At 69.0% G+C, this 17,787-nt stretch carries 14 protein-coding genes; 7 read left to right on the plus strand and 7 right to left on the minus strand.

Annotated elements, in window-relative coordinates:
- Nucleotides 1-49: 49 nt before the first annotated feature.
- Both NO889_RS12690 and pcm read right to left on the minus strand, forming a co-directional pair.
- On the minus strand, nt 50-829 hold the full coding sequence (locus NO889_RS12690; protein WP_256412611.1) for a protein-L-isoaspartate O-methyltransferase family protein: 780 nt from the start codon (nt 827-829) through the stop codon (nt 50-52).
- A 73-nt stretch (nt 830-902) separates the two neighbouring features.
- Nucleotides 903-1,583 carry a protein-L-isoaspartate O-methyltransferase gene (gene pcm, locus NO889_RS12695; protein WP_256412612.1) on the minus strand — a complete coding sequence of 227 codons (681 nt, stop codon included), beginning with the start codon at nt 1,581-1,583 and terminating at the stop codon, nt 903-905.
- A gap of 522 nt (nt 1,584-2,105) precedes the next feature.
- On the opposite strand from pcm, the gene ddh reads away from it, so the two are divergent.
- Complete coding sequence (ddh, locus tag NO889_RS12700; protein ID WP_256412613.1) at nt 2,106-3,080, plus strand: D-2-hydroxyacid dehydrogenase; 975 nt, start codon at nt 2,106-2,108, stop codon at nt 3,078-3,080.
- A gap of 195 nt (nt 3,081-3,275) precedes the next feature.
- Here the strand turns inward: ddh and NO889_RS12705 are convergent, their stop codons facing one another.
- On the minus strand, nt 3,276-4,586 hold the full coding sequence (locus tag NO889_RS12705; RefSeq protein WP_256412614.1) for a phosphoribosylamine--glycine ligase: 1,311 nt from the start codon (nt 4,584-4,586) through the stop codon (nt 3,276-3,278).
- A 379-nt stretch (nt 4,587-4,965) separates the two neighbouring features.
- Here NO889_RS12705 and katG point away from each other — a divergent pair, with 379 nt between their 5' ends.
- Complete coding sequence (katG, locus tag NO889_RS12710) at nt 4,966-7,110, plus strand: catalase/peroxidase HPI (protein WP_256412615.1); 2,145 nt, start codon at nt 4,966-4,968, stop codon at nt 7,108-7,110.
- 84 nt (nt 7,111-7,194) lie between these two features.
- A complete protein-coding gene (locus NO889_RS12715; RefSeq protein WP_256412616.1) occupies nt 7,195-8,487 on the plus strand; it encodes an MFS transporter in 1,293 nt (430 codons plus the stop codon).
- A 9-nt stretch (nt 8,488-8,496) separates the two neighbouring features.
- Here the strand turns inward: NO889_RS12715 and NO889_RS12720 are convergent, their stop codons facing one another.
- The gene (locus NO889_RS12720; RefSeq protein ID WP_256412617.1) at nt 8,497-9,480 is read right to left on the minus strand and encodes a nucleoside recognition protein; all 984 of its coding nucleotides are present in this window, start codon (nt 9,478-9,480) and stop codon (nt 8,497-8,499) included.
- A gap of 129 nt (nt 9,481-9,609) precedes the next feature.
- On the opposite strand from NO889_RS12720, the gene NO889_RS12725 reads away from it, so the two are divergent.
- On the plus strand, nt 9,610-10,575 hold the full coding sequence (locus NO889_RS12725) for an HVO_0234 family beta-propeller protein (protein ID WP_256412618.1): 966 nt from the start codon (nt 9,610-9,612) through the stop codon (nt 10,573-10,575).
- Between the two features lie 16 nt (nt 10,576-10,591).
- Here the strand turns inward: NO889_RS12725 and NO889_RS12730 are convergent, their stop codons facing one another.
- Nucleotides 10,592-11,542 (minus strand): aminopeptidase, encoded by a 951-nt coding sequence (locus NO889_RS12730; RefSeq protein ID WP_256412619.1) that lies wholly within the window; start codon nt 11,540-11,542, stop codon nt 10,592-10,594.
- A 234-nt stretch (nt 11,543-11,776) separates the two neighbouring features.
- On the opposite strand from NO889_RS12730, the gene NO889_RS12735 reads away from it, so the two are divergent.
- On the plus strand, nt 11,777-12,844 hold the full coding sequence (locus NO889_RS12735; RefSeq protein WP_256412620.1) for a type II glyceraldehyde-3-phosphate dehydrogenase: 1,068 nt from the start codon (nt 11,777-11,779) through the stop codon (nt 12,842-12,844).
- A 49-nt stretch (nt 12,845-12,893) separates the two neighbouring features.
- On the opposite strand, the gene NO889_RS12740 is transcribed toward NO889_RS12735, so the two are convergent.
- Complete coding sequence (locus tag NO889_RS12740; RefSeq protein ID WP_256412621.1) at nt 12,894-13,085, minus strand: hypothetical protein; 192 nt, start codon at nt 13,083-13,085, stop codon at nt 12,894-12,896.
- Nucleotides 13,086-13,226: 141 nt separating this feature from the next.
- Nucleotides 13,227-14,738 carry an amidase gene (locus NO889_RS12745; protein ID WP_256412622.1) on the minus strand — a complete coding sequence of 504 codons (1,512 nt, stop codon included), beginning with the start codon at nt 14,736-14,738 and terminating at the stop codon, nt 13,227-13,229.
- Nucleotides 14,739-14,989: 251 nt separating this feature from the next.
- Here NO889_RS12745 and NO889_RS12750 point away from each other — a divergent pair, with 251 nt between their 5' ends.
- Together NO889_RS12750 and NO889_RS12755 are read left to right on the plus strand one after the other, a co-directional pair.
- On the plus strand, nt 14,990-16,750 hold the full coding sequence (locus tag NO889_RS12750; RefSeq protein WP_256412623.1) for an ABC transporter substrate-binding protein: 1,761 nt from the start codon (nt 14,990-14,992) through the stop codon (nt 16,748-16,750).
- Nucleotides 16,751-16,825: 75 nt separating this feature from the next.
- Nucleotides 16,826-17,785, plus strand: a complete 960-nt coding sequence (locus tag NO889_RS12755) for an ABC transporter permease (protein ID WP_256412624.1) — start codon at nt 16,826-16,828, stop codon at nt 17,783-17,785.
- Nucleotides 17,786-17,787 lie beyond the last annotated feature (2 nt).

A 17,787-nucleotide genomic window follows, 5' to 3' on the forward strand; every position in this document is an offset into this window, starting at 1 on the left:
CGACACCAAGATGCGTGGCGTGCGGCGTTTCGCTCATCCGCCTCGCAGTTCACATCCGCTCGTCCCAGTCGATCCACTCCTGTTCCCAGCCGCTTCTCGCGAAGTACCCCTGTTCGGCGAACTCGGCGTCCTCGCGTCGCGTCCGGTTCCGTTCGATCCCGGCCTGCTCGCCGTCGACGAGCATCGGACGGAGCCGTGCGGGACCCGCCTCCTCGACGGTTCGGAAGCCGTCGGGCGCGGGGTCGTCGCTCGGTCCGGAACCGTCAACGCGATCGGTCGGCTCGATCGCGGCGAGCGTCTGGTCGCCCGCCCCGCGCGGGTACACGATCCGTCCGTCGGCGTCGACCTGATCGCGGAGCGACCGCGGCGGGGTCACGACGGCCGCCTCGACGAGGATCCTGTCGTACGGGGCGTACTCCGGGAGCCCTCCCGCGCCGTCGCGACGGTCGACGAGGACGGCGCCGTATCCGGCGTCCGCGAGGTTCGAGCGGGCGAGGTGGACGGCGCGTCGGTCGATGTCGACGGCGTGGACGTGGCGCGCGCCGACGATCTCCGCGAGCGCGGCGCTCGTGTAGCCGATCCCGGCCCCGACGACGAGCACGTCGTCCCCCTCGTCGGCGTCCATCGCCGTGAGCATCCGCGCGACGGTCGCCGGCGCGAGCGCTCGCGTTCCGGCCTCCTCGCTCGCGTCGTTCGCGTACGGGGCGTCGTCCACGAACGCCTCGCGGGGGACCGTCTGGAGCGCCGACAGCACCGACGCGCCGAGGGGCTCGCCGAGCTGGTGTTCGAGCCCCTCGATCATGTCCGTCCGGAGCGCCGCTTCGTCCATGCCCGTTCTCGGCGGTCCGTGGTCTAAAACCGCACGCTCCGCGCGGGGTGACGTGACGGCCGGGGTTCGCGACTCACCGCATCGGCACGAACCGTACCGCGCCGTGGTCCTCGCGGTCGACGCCGTCGTCGCGGACGGTCAGCCGGACGAGCCGCTGGCTCGCGGCGGATCGACCGGTTCCGACGCCGCCGAGGAGGCCGCCCGCGTCGTCGTTCGACTCCACGGGGGCGACGACGCGCCCCCCGACCCGCGTCCGCTCGACGATCTCGTCGGGAACGGCTCCCGGTGCCGCACAGGTGAGATAGGCGGCGTCGAAGGGGGCACGCTCCGCGAACGCGGTCCGTCCGTCTCCGGCTCGAACGGTAACGTCGTATCCCAGCCGGTCCAGCCGGTCGCGGGCGGCGTCGGCGAGTTCCGGGACGTACTCCACGCTGTAGACGTTTCCGGGGCCGACGATCTCGGCGACGACCGCGGCGTGATAGCCACAGCCCGTGCCGACCTCGAACACCCGGTCTCCCGAGGAGACCTCGAGGAGGTCGACCATGACCGCCACCATGTGCGGCGCGCTTATCGTCTGTCCGTGGCCGATCGGCAGCGGCCGGTCCGCGTACGCGTGCGCTCGATCCCCGTCGGGGACGAACTCGTGTCTGGGGACGGCGGCGATCGCCGACAGCGTCCGCTCGCTCGCGTCGGTTCGCCGCCGAAGGTGCTCGACGAGCCGTCGGCGCTCCGCGGCGTGATCGACGTCGTCCATGCCACGCCGTATCACTCCCGTCGTAGAGAACTTATCGGCATGAGGAGGTTCGATCGGATCGTTTCGGGCGGTCCGGATCCGTTCACCGTCCGACGAGGGCGCGATCCGGTACGTCGAGCGGTGCTTATAGGGTGGATATATTGAGGCTGATCGGGATGAATAGAACGGGATCGTTGCTGGCGCGGTGACCACCGCCAAAGCCCCAGTCGCGACGGCTCGGAGGCCTCGTTGCGCTCCTCGCTCATTCGCTACGCTCACTCGCTGTGGTGCTTACGTCGGCCGCCGTCGCCCTCGCGACTGCCCCTTTGAATCCCACCCCAACCGCGCCGCACCGCACCTCACGCCTCCCCAGCCTCGCCACTCGCGCTTTTCAAGCGCTCGTGGCGTCCCTCGCGGTCGGGTTCGCGCCCTCCGGGCGCTCACCGGCGCGCCACCGCATGGATCGCTCACTCCTTCGACTGTATCGAGCGATCCGCCGACGCCGGAGCAACCTATTTGTCCCCGCTGTCGGTAGCCGGTCGCATGGCGTTCACTCTCGGCGTCCACGAGTCGGTCGACCTGATCTTTCCGCCGACCGTCCTGTGCGACGCCCTCGACCCGGACGAGGACGCGGATTCAGCCGGCGCTGACGCCGCCGACTCGGCCGATCGCTCCGAGGTTCGCGTCGTCGGCTCCGCGGCCGAACTCGAGGCGTGCGACGCGCTGGTGACCTTCGCGTACGAGGACGCGTTCCTCTCCGCGGGCCTCTCGTGGATCCACTCGATCCAGGCCGGCGTCGACCGGTTCCCGTTCGACGAGCTCGAATCGCGAGGGATCCGGCTCACCAACAGCACCGGGATCCACGGCGACGCCGTGGGGGAGACCGTCCTCGGCTACATGCTCTCGTTCGCCCGCCGGCTCCACCACCACCGGGATCGCGGACGGGAGCGCGAGTGGAGCCCCCCGGAGTGGGACGAACCGTTCACCCTCGACGGGGAGTCGCTCTGCGTCGTCGGGCTCGGGACGCTCGGGCGAGGGATCGCCGCCCGCGCCGACGCCTGCGGGATGGACGTCGTCGGCGTGCGGCGAACGCCGACCCCCGTCGTTCACGTCCGCGAGGTGTACACGCCGGGAGCGATCGAGACCGCCGTCGCGGGCGCGCGGTTCGTCGCGGTCGCGACTCCCCTGACCGAGGAGACGCGGGGCCTGATCGGGGCCGACGTGCTGGCGGCGATGCCCGACTCGGGCTACCTGTTGAACGTCTCGCGCGGCGGCGTCGTCGACGAGGCGGCGCTGCTCGAGGAACTCGAGACCGACCGGCTCGCGGGCGCGGCCCTCGACGTCTTCGAGACGGAGCCGCTGCCCGAGGACTCCCCGTTCTGGGACCGCGAGGACGTCATCGTCACGCCGCACGCCGCGGCGGCGACCCGCGACTACTATCGGCGGATCGCCGACGTCGTCCGCGAGAACCGCCGACGGGCGATCGCCGGCGAACCCCTCGTGAATCGCGTGATCTGAGGCGGGGACGGCTCGGCCAGATCACGGTCACGACCCTCCCGCCGTCTTCGACGGTCTCGTGGCGGTACCCCCGGTCGTCCAACCGCGGGTAGGAGTGTCGCCGTCGGCGGTCGTTGAACTGGACCGACGTCGCGTCGAGCGTCTCGCGGAGCGGGCCGACGGCTGAGACGTCCGTTCTTCCGACGGAGAACGTACCTACGGGCCGAGGTATCCCCACGCCTGGAGTCGGTCGCCGTCGCCGTCGATCCAGCGCTCGCCGATGTCGTCGCGGTAGTACATGTTCGGCATCACGAGGTCGTCGATGCGGTCGTACGCCTGCTCGCGCGCCGCCTGCATCGTGTCGCCCTTGCCGGTCACGACGACGGGCATGCCGTTGTCGCCCGCGACCCGCCACTGGCCGTCGACCTGCTTCGCGTCCTCGAGGTGGACGCCCTCGCGGCTCTCGGTCTCGAAGACGACGGCGGCGTTCCGGGAGTTCTCGTCGTAGGTCTTCTCGTCGTCGAACGGGAACGGCGGGAGGACGACCCGCACGCCGATCTGATACCCCCTGTGTACCTCCGGGTCGGGGTCGTTACCGTGCGCGAGGTCGTAGAAGAACTCGCCGGTCGCGGACTCGATGGACTCCTCCTGTAACGCGATCGTCGGGTAGCCGAACCGCGGCGTGAACTCCAGCGGGTAGATCCCGGTCTCGTTTACGATACAGTTGATGTCGATGCTCCCGACGTAGCCCTCGTCGGCGAGCCACCCTTCGAGTTTCCCGAAGGTCTCCTTGAACAGTTTGTTCTGGCCGGCCCAGAACATCGAGGTCCCCATCTCGCCGGTCGAGGGACCGATGTTCCCTGGGAACAATTTCTTATGCTCAAAATTGAAATTGACCTGGTCAATGAACTCGTTCCCGTTGAAGAACCCGCAGATAGCGACTTCGACACCCTCTACTTTGCGCTGTAGCTGGAAGCCCTTCATCCGGTGACCCCACGCCTTCTTGTACGCCTTCAACACGTCTACGACGTCACTCCCGTCGTCCTCGTTCCCGACGTACAGTAAGCGCTTGACGTTCTGGACTTCGCCGAGTGGTTTGATCACATACGGGGCAGGATTCTCCTGGACGTGTTGTATCCCCGCGTCGAAACTGTCGAAGATATGGTGTTCGACGGTGTTCACGCCGTGTTCTTCGAGGATCTCCATCGCGTACCCTCGGTCCTCTTCGAGATGATCGGTGTTCGGCGTCCCGCCGACGACAGCTTTCCCGTTCTCACGGAGTTCCTCGGCGAGTTCACCCGTGCCGATGTCGGAACCGATCCAGATGTCGTCGAAAATGATGACATCCGCCCACTCGACCTCCGCGCGCCAGTCGTCCGTCTTCGGGACGAAGCCGTCGCCGACCTCCCGATCGCTTTCGGCCTCGATGTAGTACTTCACGTCGTGGCCCTCGCGATGTACCTGCCAGGCCAGGTCGGTGATCAACGCGGCGTCGGCGGAGACGAACAGGAACCGCTTGGTGTCCATGGAGGTCCGTCTCGCGGCGGGACCTTTAGTGTGTGCTGGCGTCGAGACCGATCCCGCTCCCGACTCCGGACGAACCGGAGCCACGGACCGACTCGCCGAATTCCCGCGTCTTAAATTATCGTTTACGAATTCAGAATAAGAGTTCCGTGTTATGCACGGTACTGCGAAGAGTGGCCAGATTTTTATTCGAGGTAAGAAAAACACGGACGACGCCGAACGCGTGACCACTCCGCTTCCGGGACGGGTACCTCATGGATCGCCAGGCCGGGCGTTCTCGCACTGGCGGCGAACTTCGGCAGTCCCGTCCCCACCGGGCGGAGTCCCCGTACGGACGCGTTCGGTGACGAACACGGACGACGCAATCACGATCTCACCCATAATGCCAAGAGACAACTCCGATTGGTGGCCGAACCAGCTTGACCTGGACGTCCTCGACGAACACGCCGGCAACCCCGGACCGCTCGACGAGGAGTTCGACTACGCCGACGCGTTCGAGGAGCTCGATCTCGACGCGGTGAAGGCGGACATCGAGGAGGTAATGACGACGTCACAGGAGTGGTGGCCGGCCGACTACGGCACTTACGGCCCGCTCTTCATCCGGATGGCGTGGCACAGCGCCGGGACGTACCGAACGCACGACGGCCGCGGCGGCGCGGCCGGCGGCCGACAGCGTCTCCCGCCGCTCAACAGCTGGCCGGACAACGTCAACCTCGACAAGGCGCGGCGACTGCTCTGGCCGGTCAAACGGAAGTACGGTCGCAAGCTCTCGTGGGCCGACCTGATCGTCCTCACCGGGAACGTCGCCCTCGAGTCGATGGGCTTCGAGACGGTCGGCTTCGCCGGCGGCCGCGAGGACGACTTCAAGCCCGACGACGCCGTCGACTGGGGTCCCGAGGACGAGTGGGAGTCGACCTCGGCGGAGCGCTTCGAGGAGGACGGACGCCTCGACGACGAGCTCGGAAACACGGTCATGGGCCTCATCTACGTGAACCCCGAGGGCCCGAACGGTGAGCCGGATCTCGAGGGGTCCGCGGCGAACATCCGCGACACGTTCAGCCACATGGCGATGAACGACAAGGAGACGGTCGCGCTCATCGCCGGCGGCCACACCTTCGGCAAGGTTCACGGCGCCGACTCCGGCGACAACCTCGGGCCGGAGCCCGAGGACGCCCCCATCGATCTGCAGGGGCTCGGTTGGGACAACGAGTTCGGCGAGGGGAAGGGCCCCGACACGATCACGAGCGGGATCGAGGGGCCGTGGAACGCCACGCCGACCTCGTGGGACCTAAGCTACGTCAACAACCTGCTCAGCTACGAGTGGGAGCCGGAGAAGGGTCCTGGCGGCGCGTGGCAGTGGACCACGAAGAACGACGAGCTCGACGACGCCGCCCCCGGCGTCCAGGACCCCGCGGACAAGGAGGACGTGATGATGCTGACGACGGACGTCGCGCTGAAACACGACGACGACTTCCGAGCCGTCCTCGAGGAGTTCCGTGACGACCCCGACGAGTTCCAGGACGCGTTCGCGCGGGCGTGGTACAAACTCATCCACCGCGACATGGGCCCGCCGGAGCGGTTCCTCGGCCCCGAGGTCCCCGAGGAGACGATGCTCTGGCAGGATCCCCTTCCCGACGCCGACTACGACGTCGTCGACGCGGCGGCGATCGCCGACCTCGAGGAGCTGATCGCCGACGCCGATCTGTCGATCTCCGAGCGGGTCAAGACCGCGTGGGCGTCCGCGTCCACGTTCCGCCACAGCGACAAGCGCGGCGGCGCGAACGGCGCGCGGATCCGCCTCGAGCCCCAGCGAAGCTGGGAGGTCAACGACCCCGAGGAGCTGGAGTCCGTGCTGGAGACTTACGAGGGGATCCAGGCGGAGTTCAACGGGTCGCGCGACGACGACACGCGGGTGTCGCTCGCCGACCTGATCGTCCTCGGCGGAAACCTCGCGGTCGAGGAGGCCGCCGCGGCCGCCGGCCACGACGTCGACGTCCCGTTCGAGCCGGGGCGCGTCGACGCCACGCAGGAGGAGACGGACGTGGAGTCCTTCGAGGTGCTCGAGCCGGAGGTCGACGCCTTCCGCAACTACCTCGGCGAGGACCTGCCCCACGAGCCGGAACACGAGATGGTCGACAGGGCCGAGCTGTTGAAGCTGTCCGTCCCCGAGATGACGGTGCTCGTCGGCGGCATGCGGGTCCTCGACGCGAACTACGACGGCTCCGACCGCGGCGTGTTCACCGAGGAGCCGGAGACGCTGACGAACGACTTCTTCGTCAACCTGCTCGACTTCGATCGGGACTGGGAGCCGGTCGACGAGGACGAGGAGGTCTTCGAGCTCCGCGACCCCGAGACCGGCGAGGTCGATTGGACGGCGACGCGCCTCGACCTGATATTCGGGTCGAACGCCCGCCTCCGCGCCGTCGCAGAGGTCTACGGTGCCGAAGACGGCGAGGAGAAGTTCGTTCGGGACTTCGCCGACGCGTGGAGCGAGGTCATGACGCTCGACCGCTTCGACCTCGAGTGAGGGGTCCGTAGCCGACGGACCACTCCTCGGCAACGCCGGCCGATTGACGTACCGTTTTGCCCGGATCTCGCGATGGACCGGTAGATGTTCGAACGTCTCGGGCTCGGTTCCGTGCCCCGTGAGACCGCCGTCGTGGTCGGGCTCGTGAGTGGCTCACACGTCGTGAACCACCTGTATCTCGTGTTGTTCCCGCCGATCCTGGCGACGCTGGCCGCCGACTTCGACGTGGGGCTCGCGGCGTTGGGCGTCGCGATGGGCGTCCAGGCGTTCGTCAACACCGCCCTCCAGCTGCCGTACGGCTACCTCTCGGACAACTACGACCGCGTGATCACCCTCGCGCTCTGTCTCGGGCTCGGCGCGCTCGGCGCGGGGATCCTCGCGGTCGCGCCGACCTTCGAGGCCCTCCTCGTCGGGCAGGCGGTGCTCGGCGCGGGCATCGCCGGACACCACCCGTCGCACTTCCCGCTGCTTTCGGACGCCAGCAGCGCCGACCTCCGCGGGAAGGCCTACAGCGCCCACGGCTTCGCCGGGAACCTCGGGTTCGCCGCCCCGCCCGTGGTCATCCTCGGCGTCACGTCGCTGCCCGGCGCGACGTGGCGGCACGCCTTCGGCCTCATCGCGGTCGTCGGGGCCGTCTACGGCGCGATCGCCTGCTACGTGCTCGCCAGACACGTGAGCGACGAGGTGACGCGGCCGAACCCCGACGTCGGGGACGCGCGCACGGAGGCGACCTCCCGGCTCGCCCGGATCCGAGAGGAGATCCGCGCGCTCGGCGCGTCGCGGCCGATCCTCGGGCTCGGCGTGGTCGCGCTACTCGCGTCGACGGCGTTCTGGGGCGTCTCCTCGTATCTCGCGGTGTTCTTGGAGAACGGCTACGGGGTCGCTTCCGGGATCGCGAGCCTCTCGCTCACGGCGATGTTCGTCGCGGGCGCGGCGCTGATACTCGCCGGCGGGGTGTTGGCCGACCGGTTCCGGCCGGGCCCGATCCTCGCGGCCGCGTACCTGCTCGTCGGCGTCGCCGTCTTCGCGCTGGCCTCGGAGTTCGCCCCGCCGCTCGTCGCGGTCGGGATCGGCGTCCTCGCCGGCAGCCTCGGGAGCATCGGGCTCCCCGCCCGCGACAAGCTCGCCGACCTGCTGTCGGCGCGGAGCGACATCGGGCGGAACTTCGCGGTCGTGACGATCGGGATCATGATCGGGAACACGGTCGCGCCGCCGCTCTTCGGCGCGCTCATCGAGTCGAGCGGCTACCGCGGGACGTTCGCGCTCGTCGGCGTCTTCGCCGTGCTCGCCGCGGTCGCGACGGTCGTCATCGTGGCCCGCTACCGCGACGGGATCCGAGACGGCGCGGCGGCGGCCGCGGCCGAGCAGGGATCCTGACGACTTCCCTCACCATGCGGGGACGAGAAGCAGCGCGACCGTCAGCGAGATGAAGACGAGCTTCAACGCGGTGTTGACGGCGATCACCTTCGTGCCGAACGACGCCCCCCAGATCCCGTACTGAAACGGGATCGAGCGCCGGAACGTCGAGACGGCAAAGGAGAGGATTCCGCCGATGAGCAGGGTCGCGACCGCGGTCCGCGGCGTGAACGTCCCGTCGAGAAGCGGCTGGATGGCGACCGCGCCGGCGGTCGTATCGAGGGTGTACACCGCGATCACGGGAACGGCCGCGCTCGGCAGTCCGAGCGCCCCCGTGACCGGCTCCGCGACCGCCGTCAGCGACTCCACGTCGTAGTTGGCCACGAACGCGATAACGAGCGTGTACACGACCGCCAGCCGGGGGACGATCCGCCGGAGCGTCGACCACGACTTCGCGGCGGCCTCGCGGACGCGCTCGGAGCGGGTCCGGTCGTCGCCCTCGGGGCCGGCGGCGTCGACGTCGGCGAGCGCCGAGCGGTCCACGTTGCGCTCGGACACGAGGATCCCCCCAAGGAGCACGCCCGTGACCGTGATCGCGAGCGCGATGCCGGCGCGCGCGGAGACGTACAGGACGCCGGTCGTCGCCCCGAGGATCGGGATCAGGACCGGGACGTAGTAGGTGAACACGTGCTGGACGAACCCGAAGAACGTGTTTATCACCACGGCGACGAGCGTCGCGCGGTCGTCGAGCAGCCCCGACTCGCGATACTCCGCGAGCGTGGCGTACCCCGCGGTCGTCGACGCCGCGGTCGTGAGGATAGCGGTGCCCACCTCGTCCGGGAGGTTCGCGGGTCGGGTGAGGTATCCCGAGAGTCCGGCCACGTACCGGATCAGCCCGAACGCGACCGCGACGTTCGCGGCGAACACCCCGGCGGCGATGAAGAACGTGATCCGCGCGAGCCGCGGCAGCACCTCGGCGACCAACCCGGCGAGTTCGGCGACGACCGATTGCACTCGCGACGGTACGTCCCGGTCCGGCAAATGACCGTCGGAACCGGTCGCGACCGGACGACACCGACGGCGGGGGACTGGCCGGTCGCGCCGCCGCGCGGCTTATAGTCTCCCGCCGAGAACCCCCTCGCGATGGCACCCGCCGAGGACGACATCTCGATCGAGGAGAAGCGCGTGTACGCGGGCTCCGCCGGTCGCACGGACGCCTACGTCGCGACCGGGGCCGGCGTCGTCCGGGTCGCGATCTCCGGCGACAAGGTCGGCGAGTTCGAGCTGGCGACCCGTGATCCCGCCCGCGACGTCGCCGTCCTCGCACGGTCGAACGCCTCCGATATCCTGGCGGTCGCGACCGACGAGGACCTCCTCGTCGGTCCGATCGGCGACGGCCGCGGCGGCAAGTCCGTGGACGGCGGGGTCGCGGGCGACGATCCGGCACTCTCGCCCGTCGGGATCGACTCCGCGGTCGCGGTCGGCGTCCACGACGGGGCCTTCCTCGCGGCCGACGCCGCGGGCGGGATCCACCGGGTCGACGGTGACGGAGGCGGGTACGGGCCCTCCGCGACCGACGTGACCCGGATCGGAACGGTGAACGGCGCGCGCGCGGTCGACGGGCCGCTCGTCGCCGCGGACGACGGGGTCCATCGGGTCGGCGGGGCGGCGATCCGCGGGGACGACGGTTCCGCGCTCGAGTCCGTCGGGCTCGCGGACGCCCGCGACGTCGCGGGCGCGGGAGTCCCCCTGGCGGCGACCGCGGACGGACTCTACTGGCTCGGGAACGGTTGGATGTCCGCGAGCGACGGGGACGCGACCGCCGTCGCCGCCGACGGCGACGGCCACGCGCTCGCCGCCGTCGACGGCGATCTCCTGGTTCGCGACGGTGAAAACCGGGACGCGGACGACGCCGGCTGGGCCGCCGACGCCTGGCGCGTCGCGGACCTCCCGGTCGAGGAGCGGCCGGCCGCGCTCGGATACGGCCCCGGCGTGTCGGTCGCGGTCACCGACGCCGGGACGCTGTGCGTCGACGCTGGCGACGGCTGGCGACACCAGGCGCTCGGCGTTTCCGGAGTCGCGGGGATCGCGCTGGCGGTCGTGGAGTGAACTCGACGACGCTCGTTCAGGCGCTCGGCAGCGCGACCGCCTCGCCGTCGGCGTAAACGGTCGGATTCCTGATGATCCCGTCGAGGTGGAGCGGCGCGTCGGTCTCCCCGCCGATCCCGGCGTTATCGCCGATGGCGACGTGGACCGTTCCCGCCGCCTTCTCGTCGAGGAGAACGGAGCCGACGAGCTCCTCGACGCCGACGTTGGTGCCGATCCCGAGCTCGGCGAGGTTGTAGGCGGCGTCGCCGACCGCCTCGGCGGCGGCCTCCACGTCGGCGCGGATCGCGTCGTCCTCGATCGAGGTGACCAGCCCGTCCTCGACCTCGAAGACGAGCTCCTCGCCGTCGTCGAGCAGGCCGTGCGGCATCATCGTCCCGTCGACGACGTAGGTCCCGGTCGCGGTCTCCGGCGCGACGAACACCTCGCCGGCCGGCAGGTTCGAGAAGTCGCCGGGCTCGTGGACCATCCCCGTGTCCGCGAGCCACTCGCGGTCGCCGATCCCGAAGGTGACGTCCGTCCCCGCCGGCGAGGTGACGCGGACCTCCTCGGCGTCGCCGACCGCGTCGAGCACCCGGTCGCAGGCCGCGTCGATGGCGGCGTAGTCGGCGTCGAGCCCGGTGACGAACACGTCCTCCGTGATCCCCGGAAGCGTCGCGCCGCGAGAGCCGGCCTCGCAGGCGGCCCCGCGGGCGCGGGTGTGGCTCAGGCTCTTCGTCGTCGGCGCACAGAAGACGTCGCTTTCCGCCATCGCGGCCGCGACCGGCGCGGGCGGCTCGGTCCCGTGCTGCTCGCTCGGGGGGTACCGGAGCAGCGTCGCGTCGTCGGTCGCCGCGGTCGCGGCCGCGTACAGCGCCTCCCCGATCGGCTCGCGCTCGTCGTCGGTGACGACGACCACCGACTCGTCCGCCTTCACGTCCAGACACTGGTCGACGGCGGTTCGGGCCGCCTCCGCGAGGTGATCGCTCATGTCGCCCCGTGGATCGCCACGGGCGTTAGTCCTTACCATCCCGATCCGACCGATCCGGGACGGTGACCGACCACGCACGCGATCCATTGACGGAACAACTCTATTATTACTGGATTACGGAACAAGGTTGTACGTTCCTCCGGCGCGAATTAACGGAGTCATTACTCATGAAGTAGTTAATTTCTTATTGATTTCCTCGAAAAGATTATAGGGTGCCACAGTGGACGTAAAGATATGATACGCGTGGGCGTCAACGGCTACGGGACGATCGGGAAACGCGTCGCGGACGCGGTCGCGGCCCAGCCCGACATGGAACTCGTCGGCGTCACGAAGACGAAGCCGAACTACGAGGCCGAGGCAGCCATTCGGCGCGGTTACGACCTCTACGCGGCGATCGCCGAGCGCGCCGGCGAGTTCGAGACCGCGGGCGTCGGGATCGCCGGGACCCTCCCCGATCTGCTCGAGTCCGTCGACGTCGTCGTCGACTGCGCGCCCTCCGGGATCGGCGCGCAGAACCGGTCGGTGTACGCGGCCCACGACACGCCCGCGATCTTCCAGGGAGGCGAGGGCGCCGACGTGGCCGACGCCTCCTTCAACGCTCGGACGAACTTCGAGGCCAGCCGCGGGGCCGACACCCTGCGCGTGGTCTCGTGTAACACCACGGGGCTCGCCCGCCTGCTCGCGCCGCTGGAGGCGGCCTACGGGATCGAGAAGGCCCGCGTCACGCTGGTCCGCCGCGGCGGTGACCCGAGCGAGACCGGCCGCGGCCCGATAAACGACGTGGTGCCCGATCCGACGACCGTCCCCTCTCACCACGGCCCGGACGTCAACACCGTTCTGTCGGGCGTCGACGTCGACACGGCCGCGCTGAAGGCTCCGGTGACGACGATGCACACTCACAGCGTCAACGTCACGCTCCGTGAGCCCCCGACCACCGAGGCGGTCCGCGACCTGCTCGCCGACGAGTCCCGGATCTTCACCATCCCCGAGGCGGCCGGCATCGACGGGGCCGGCAAACTGAAGGAGTACGCGATGGACCGCGGTCGGCCCCGTGGCGACCTCTGGGAGAACTGCGTCTGGGAGGAGTCGATAAACGTCTCCGGCCGCGACCTGTACCTCTTCGAGAACGTCCACCAGGAGGCGGACGTGGTCCCCGAGAACGTCGACGCGATCCGCGCGCTGACGACCGACCTCTCCGCGGCCGAGTCGGTGGAGCGAACGAACGAGGCGCTCGGCGTCGGGTTGGAGAGCCTGCTGCTGTCCGGCGGCGACGCCCGCGATCCGATCACCGCGGACGACTGACGGGTCCCGACTCTCGGGACGGGCTCCTCTCTCGATTCGATTCCTCGCCCTACCGCGACTGGGCCCCTTCGGTCGGCGTCGCCACGAGGTACGTCCGGCCGCCCCGACGCTCCAGGTGAACCTCGCCGCCGGCGACCCGGTTCGACCGGACCCGGTCGGCGATGCGGTCGGTTCGACACTCCGTGACGTCCACGCGCGTCGGCGACGCGTACCGCGGCCGGTCCTCCGATGACACGCTCATACCTGCGGGTTCGACCGGAACGCCCGTATAACCGAGCCAACCGCGGAGTGAAACTGAAAGTGAAGCGATCCCCCGCGCGATCCGCCGACGATCGGGCCGCCGCCGAGCGGGTCGCCGAGACCCGGTCGCCGTTCCCGCCGCCTACGCGAACCGCTCCGGCGGCCGGCGGGGTTCGGCCGCCCGCTCGTAGGCGTACCCGAGCTCGAGGAGCCGCGGTTCGTCGAACGGTCGGCCGAGGAGTTCGAACCCGACCGGAAGGTCCCCGCCGTTCTCGCCGGCGGCGAACCCGGCGGGCAACACGATCGAGGGGAGTCCGGTGTGTGCCGAAAGCTCACAGCGCATCTCCGAGAACGGCTGGTGCTCCGGGATCTCGACCGGCAGCGCCATCGACGGCGGGTACAACAGCGCGTCGAGATCGTCGGCGACCAGCCGGTTCACCGTCTCGGTCCGGATCGTCTCGCGCCGCGCGAGCGCCCGCTGGTACTCGGGGTCGTCGTCCACTCCCTCGGCCACGCCGAGGATCCCGCCGTCGAGGACGCGCTCCTCGACGCTCGGGGCCATCGTCCCGCTCTCGGCCAGCTCCCGCAGCGAGTCGACCGGCGTGTCCTCGTGGGCGGCGAGGTACGCGTCGAAGTCGCGTTCGAACTCCTCGCCGACGACCCGCGCGGAGTCCAACGTCTCCGCGTCGACGACCTCGACCGGGTCGACGAGGGTCGCGCCCGCGGCCGTCAGGTCCTCCATCGCGTCCTCGATGACGGCCTCGACCGCCTCGGCGGTGTCCGCCGCCGGGTTCTCCGGGTCGGACACCTCGAAGAGGTCGCGCGCGACGCCGATCCGCGCGCCCTCGAGCCCGTCGGCGTCGAGGTGCGCCGCGTACCCCTCCTCCGGCACCTCGCCGACGCCGAGCGCCGTGACGGGGTCCGCGGGGTCGTACCCGACCATCGCCTCGAGCGTCCGCGCCGCGTCGGCGACGGTCCGGGTGATCGGGCCCGCTGTGTCCTGCGTCGCCGAGAGCGGGACGATCCCCGTGCGGCTCACGAGCCCCCGCGTGGGCCGGACGCCGACGAGGCTCGTGAACGCCGGCGGGGATCGCACCGACGAGCAGGTGTCCGTCCCCGTCCCGACCGCCGCGAGGTTGCTCGCGACCGCGGCGGCGGTCCCGCCGCTGGAGCCCGACGGCCGCCGGTCGAGCGCGTAGGGGTTCCGCGTCTCGCCGCCGAGCGAGCTCACGGAGTCGACCCCGAACGAGAGCTCCTGGAGGTTCGTCTTCGCGAGGATCACCGCGCCCGCCTCCCGGAGCCGCTCGACGACGAACGCGTCCTCGTCGGGGACGAACTCCGCGAAGAGCTTCGACCCCGCCGTCGTCGGCATGTCGGCCGTGTCGTGGTTGTCCTTGATCGCCGTCGGGATCCCGTGGAGCGGGCCGACGGGGCCGTCCGCCTCGAACCGCTCGTCCAACTCCCTGGCACGCGCGAGCGCGCCCTCGTTCACCGTCAGGACCGCGTTGAGGTCGTCCGCGTGCGCTGCGATCCGGTCGAGGTACGCCTCGGCGAGTTCCGCCGCGGTCAGCGTCGACGCCTCGAAGGCGTCGTGTATCTCGCCGACCGTCGTCTCCAACAGGTCGAAGTCGTCGTCGATCGTTCGGTCGTCCATCTAGGGAGGGAGACAGAGGGCGAACAAATAGGGCTTTCCCTCCGTTATGTCCGTATCTCCGCATAACTGAAATTCTGCTCGGCGTTCGTCGATTAGACACGCCGAAGAGGACCAAATGTTAAAGGAATACGGTAGACTGTGGATCACCTTCAACGGACACAATAATTGGACATATGAGTATCGTATTAGGACATTACCTTACTGAATACGTAGCGTTTTCATCTATCGATTCTGTTTCTGCCATCGTCGACATGGACGACATACAGAGATCGGATCTGGAAGGACCGAAGATCGACCGGAGAACGACGGTAAAACTGCTCGGTGCCGCGGGTATCGGGGGGACGGCGGGCTGTCTCGGCGGCGGCGACGGCTCGGGCGGGGACGGCGGCGACGGCGAAAGCGGCGACGACGGTGAAAGCGGCGACGACGGTGAAAGCGGCGGCGGTGCCTCCGGAAGTCGGATAAGCGCCGGCTGGCTCACGGACGAGATCGAGTTCCTCGACCCGCACATGGTCGATCTGGGGATCCAGATCGAGATCCACTCGAACCTCTTCAACGGGTTGTTGAAGCTCAACGAGGACATCGAGATCGTCGGCGACGCGGCGGCCGATTGGTCGCTCCCCGACGACACGACGTACGAGTTCGAACTCCACGAGGGGATGACGTTCCACAACGGGGACACGCTCGACGCCGAGGCGGTCAAGTGGTCGCTGGAACGGCTCGCCGGAATGGACACTTCTCCCCACGCCGGGAAGGTCTCCAACGTCGACTCCATCGAGGCGGACGGGCTGGACCTGACGATCAACCTCACGGAGCCGTACGCGCCGTTCGTCTCGTTCATGCTCCGCGGACCGGGGCGTGCGGGGACGATCGTTCACGAGAGCGCCGCGGACGATCCCGACGAGTACGCGCGCATGCCGATCGGCAGCGGCCCGTTCGAACTCACCGAACGGACCGCGGGCGAGTCGCTCACGCTCGACGCCTACGACGACTACTGGGAGACCGACGCGGACGGGAACTCGCTTCCGTACCTCGACGGGATCGACATCGAGCTGATCCCGGAGCCGAGCACCATGTGGTCGGCCCTCCAGGGCGGCGAGATCGACTACGCGAACCTCCTCACGGGCGAGTTCGCACAGCAAGCGGAGGGGACCGGCAGCCTCACCGTTCAGACGGCGAGCGCCGGCGAGTGGAGCGGGATAGCGCCGCTCTGTTCGAACCCCGACGACAACCCGGAGATGGTGCGGTGGATCAGCGGGCTCGGCGAGGAGCCGACGGAGATGTGGAACGGGGAGGACATCCCGACCGCCGACCCGCGGGTTCGCGAGGCCCTCGCGATCGCCATCGACCGGGAGGAGATCGTCGAACGGGCGGCGTTCGGCTACGGCCAACCGGCACACACGCTCTACAACCCCGCCATCGGGTGGCTGTACAACGAACTGGGCGAGGGCGAGCCGGATCCGGGCTTCTACTACGACCCCGAACGCGCCGAGGAGCTGCTCGACGAGGCCGGCTACACCGGCGAGCCGCGGCTCGAGGCGACGGTGTTGGCGCTCACGGAGGACGAACGGGAGCTCACCGTCGTTCAAGAGCAGCTCAGCGAGATCGGCGTCGAGATCGAGATCGACATCCAACAGCAGTCGTCGTACTGGGACAACACGTACCGGTACGAGCAGCTCCTGTGTGCGTACGGCGGCGCGTCCGACGTCGACCCGTGGATGTCCGATTTCAAGCAGTTCGGCTACCCGAACGAGGAGACGACGGAGGGTGCCTGGCAGCGTTCGCTTTGGTTCGACGAGGAGTACAGCGACCTGCTCGCGGAGGCGAACACGACGCCGAACCTCGAGGACCGCGCCGAGGTGTACCAGGATATCAACGAGATGTTCGTGGAGAACGTGCCGTTCATCCCGACGATGTTCCCGCTGAATCCGAAGGCGCTCGTCTCGGAGCTCGGCGGCGTTGGCACCCAGGCGGGACTGAGCAACTTCCACCGCGCCTCGCTGGATGAGTAGCGTACGACCGACGCCGATCGCCCGCAGGGGGTTCACGGCCGGGAAGGCGTCCCGACCCGAAGGGGGTGAGCGCGGATGGGCCTGAGACAGTACCTACTCAAGCGGCTGGTCCACTCCGTGTTCGTCATGCTCTTCGTGGTCACCGTGGTGTTCTTCGCCGTCCGATCGATCCCGGGCGACCCGGCGCGGCTGATGCTCGGCGGCGACGCGGACCCGGAGGCGCTCGAGGCGCTTCGGGCGGAACTGGGGCTGAACGAGCCGCTGTACGTCCAGTACTTCCAGTGGCTTCGACGGCTGTTGACGGGGGACTTCGGCGAGTCGATCCGCACCGGGGAGCCGGTCCTCGGATCGCTGGTTCAGGTCGCCGGTCCCACGCTAAGCATCGCGATGCTGGGGATGGTCATCGCGCTCGTGATCGCCATTCCGACCGGGATCGTCAGTTCGGTCAAACGGTACGAGATCGAGGACTACCTCTCGACGACGATCGCGTTCTTCGGGATCAGCATGCCCGCCTTCTGGATCGGCATCGTCCTGATCCTCGTCGTCGGCGTGAACGTCGACGCGATCCCGACGTTCGGGTATACGCCGATAAACGAGGGCGTCGGGCCGTGGCTCAGGTCGATCCTCCTACCGGCGATCGCGGTCGGGTTCCCGTACGGCGGGATCTTGATGCGGATGATGCGGTCGTCGATGCTCGAGGTGCTCAACGAGGACTACATGCGGACCGCACGCGCGAAGGGGCTCACCTCGAACCTCGTGCTGTTCAAACACGGGCTACAGAACGCGTTGATCCCCGTCGTTACGCTCGCGGGGATCTTCCTCGCGGTCGTACTCGGTGGCGTCGTCGCCGTCGAGATCGTCTTCGGGATCCGCGGCATCGGTCGGCTGCTCATCGGCTCGATCAACCGACGAGACTTCCCGCTGATCCAGGGGACCGTGCTGATCGTCTCCTTCGTGTTCGTGCTCGCGAACATCGTCGTCGACCTCCTGTATACGATGATAAACCCACGCATCAAGTACGGCGGTGGTGAGTGACC

The organism is Halorubrum rubrum, from assembly GCF_024494685.1.
Classification (GTDB): Archaea; Halobacteriota; Halobacteria; order Halobacteriales; family Haloferacaceae; genus Halorubrum; species Halorubrum rubrum.

Bases quoted from the DNA above. Each gene is read 5' to 3' on its own strand.
- NO889_RS12690 (WP_256412611.1), bottom strand. From the start codon at position 829: ATGGACGAAGCGGCGCTCCGGACGGACATGATCGAGGGGCTCGAACAC.
- pcm (WP_256412612.1), bottom strand. From the start codon at position 1,583: ATGGACGACGTCGATCACGCCGCGGAGCGCCGACGGCTCGTCGAGCAC.
- ddh (WP_256412613.1), top strand. From the start codon at position 2,106: ATGGCGTTCACTCTCGGCGTCCACGAGTCGGTCGACCTGATCTTTCCG.
- NO889_RS12705 (WP_256412614.1), bottom strand. From the start codon at position 4,586: ATGGACACCAAGCGGTTCCTGTTCGTCTCCGCCGACGCCGCGTTGATC.
- katG (WP_256412615.1), top strand. From the start codon at position 4,966: ATGCCAAGAGACAACTCCGATTGGTGGCCGAACCAGCTTGACCTGGAC.
- NO889_RS12715 (WP_256412616.1), top strand. From the start codon at position 7,195: ATGTTCGAACGTCTCGGGCTCGGTTCCGTGCCCCGTGAGACCGCCGTC.
- NO889_RS12725 (WP_256412618.1), top strand. From the start codon at position 9,610: ATGGCACCCGCCGAGGACGACATCTCGATCGAGGAGAAGCGCGTGTAC.
- NO889_RS12730 (WP_256412619.1), bottom strand. From the start codon at position 11,542: ATGAGCGATCACCTCGCGGAGGCGGCCCGAACCGCCGTCGACCAGTGT.
- NO889_RS12735 (WP_256412620.1), top strand. From the start codon at position 11,777: ATGATACGCGTGGGCGTCAACGGCTACGGGACGATCGGGAAACGCGTC.
- NO889_RS12740 (WP_256412621.1), bottom strand. From the start codon at position 13,085: ATGAGCGTGTCATCGGAGGACCGGCCGCGGTACGCGTCGCCGACGCGC.
- NO889_RS12745 (WP_256412622.1), bottom strand. From the start codon at position 14,738: ATGGACGACCGAACGATCGACGACGACTTCGACCTGTTGGAGACGACG.
- NO889_RS12750 (WP_256412623.1), top strand. From the start codon at position 14,990: ATGGACGACATACAGAGATCGGATCTGGAAGGACCGAAGATCGACCGG.
- NO889_RS12755 (WP_256412624.1), top strand. From the start codon at position 16,826: ATGGGCCTGAGACAGTACCTACTCAAGCGGCTGGTCCACTCCGTGTTC.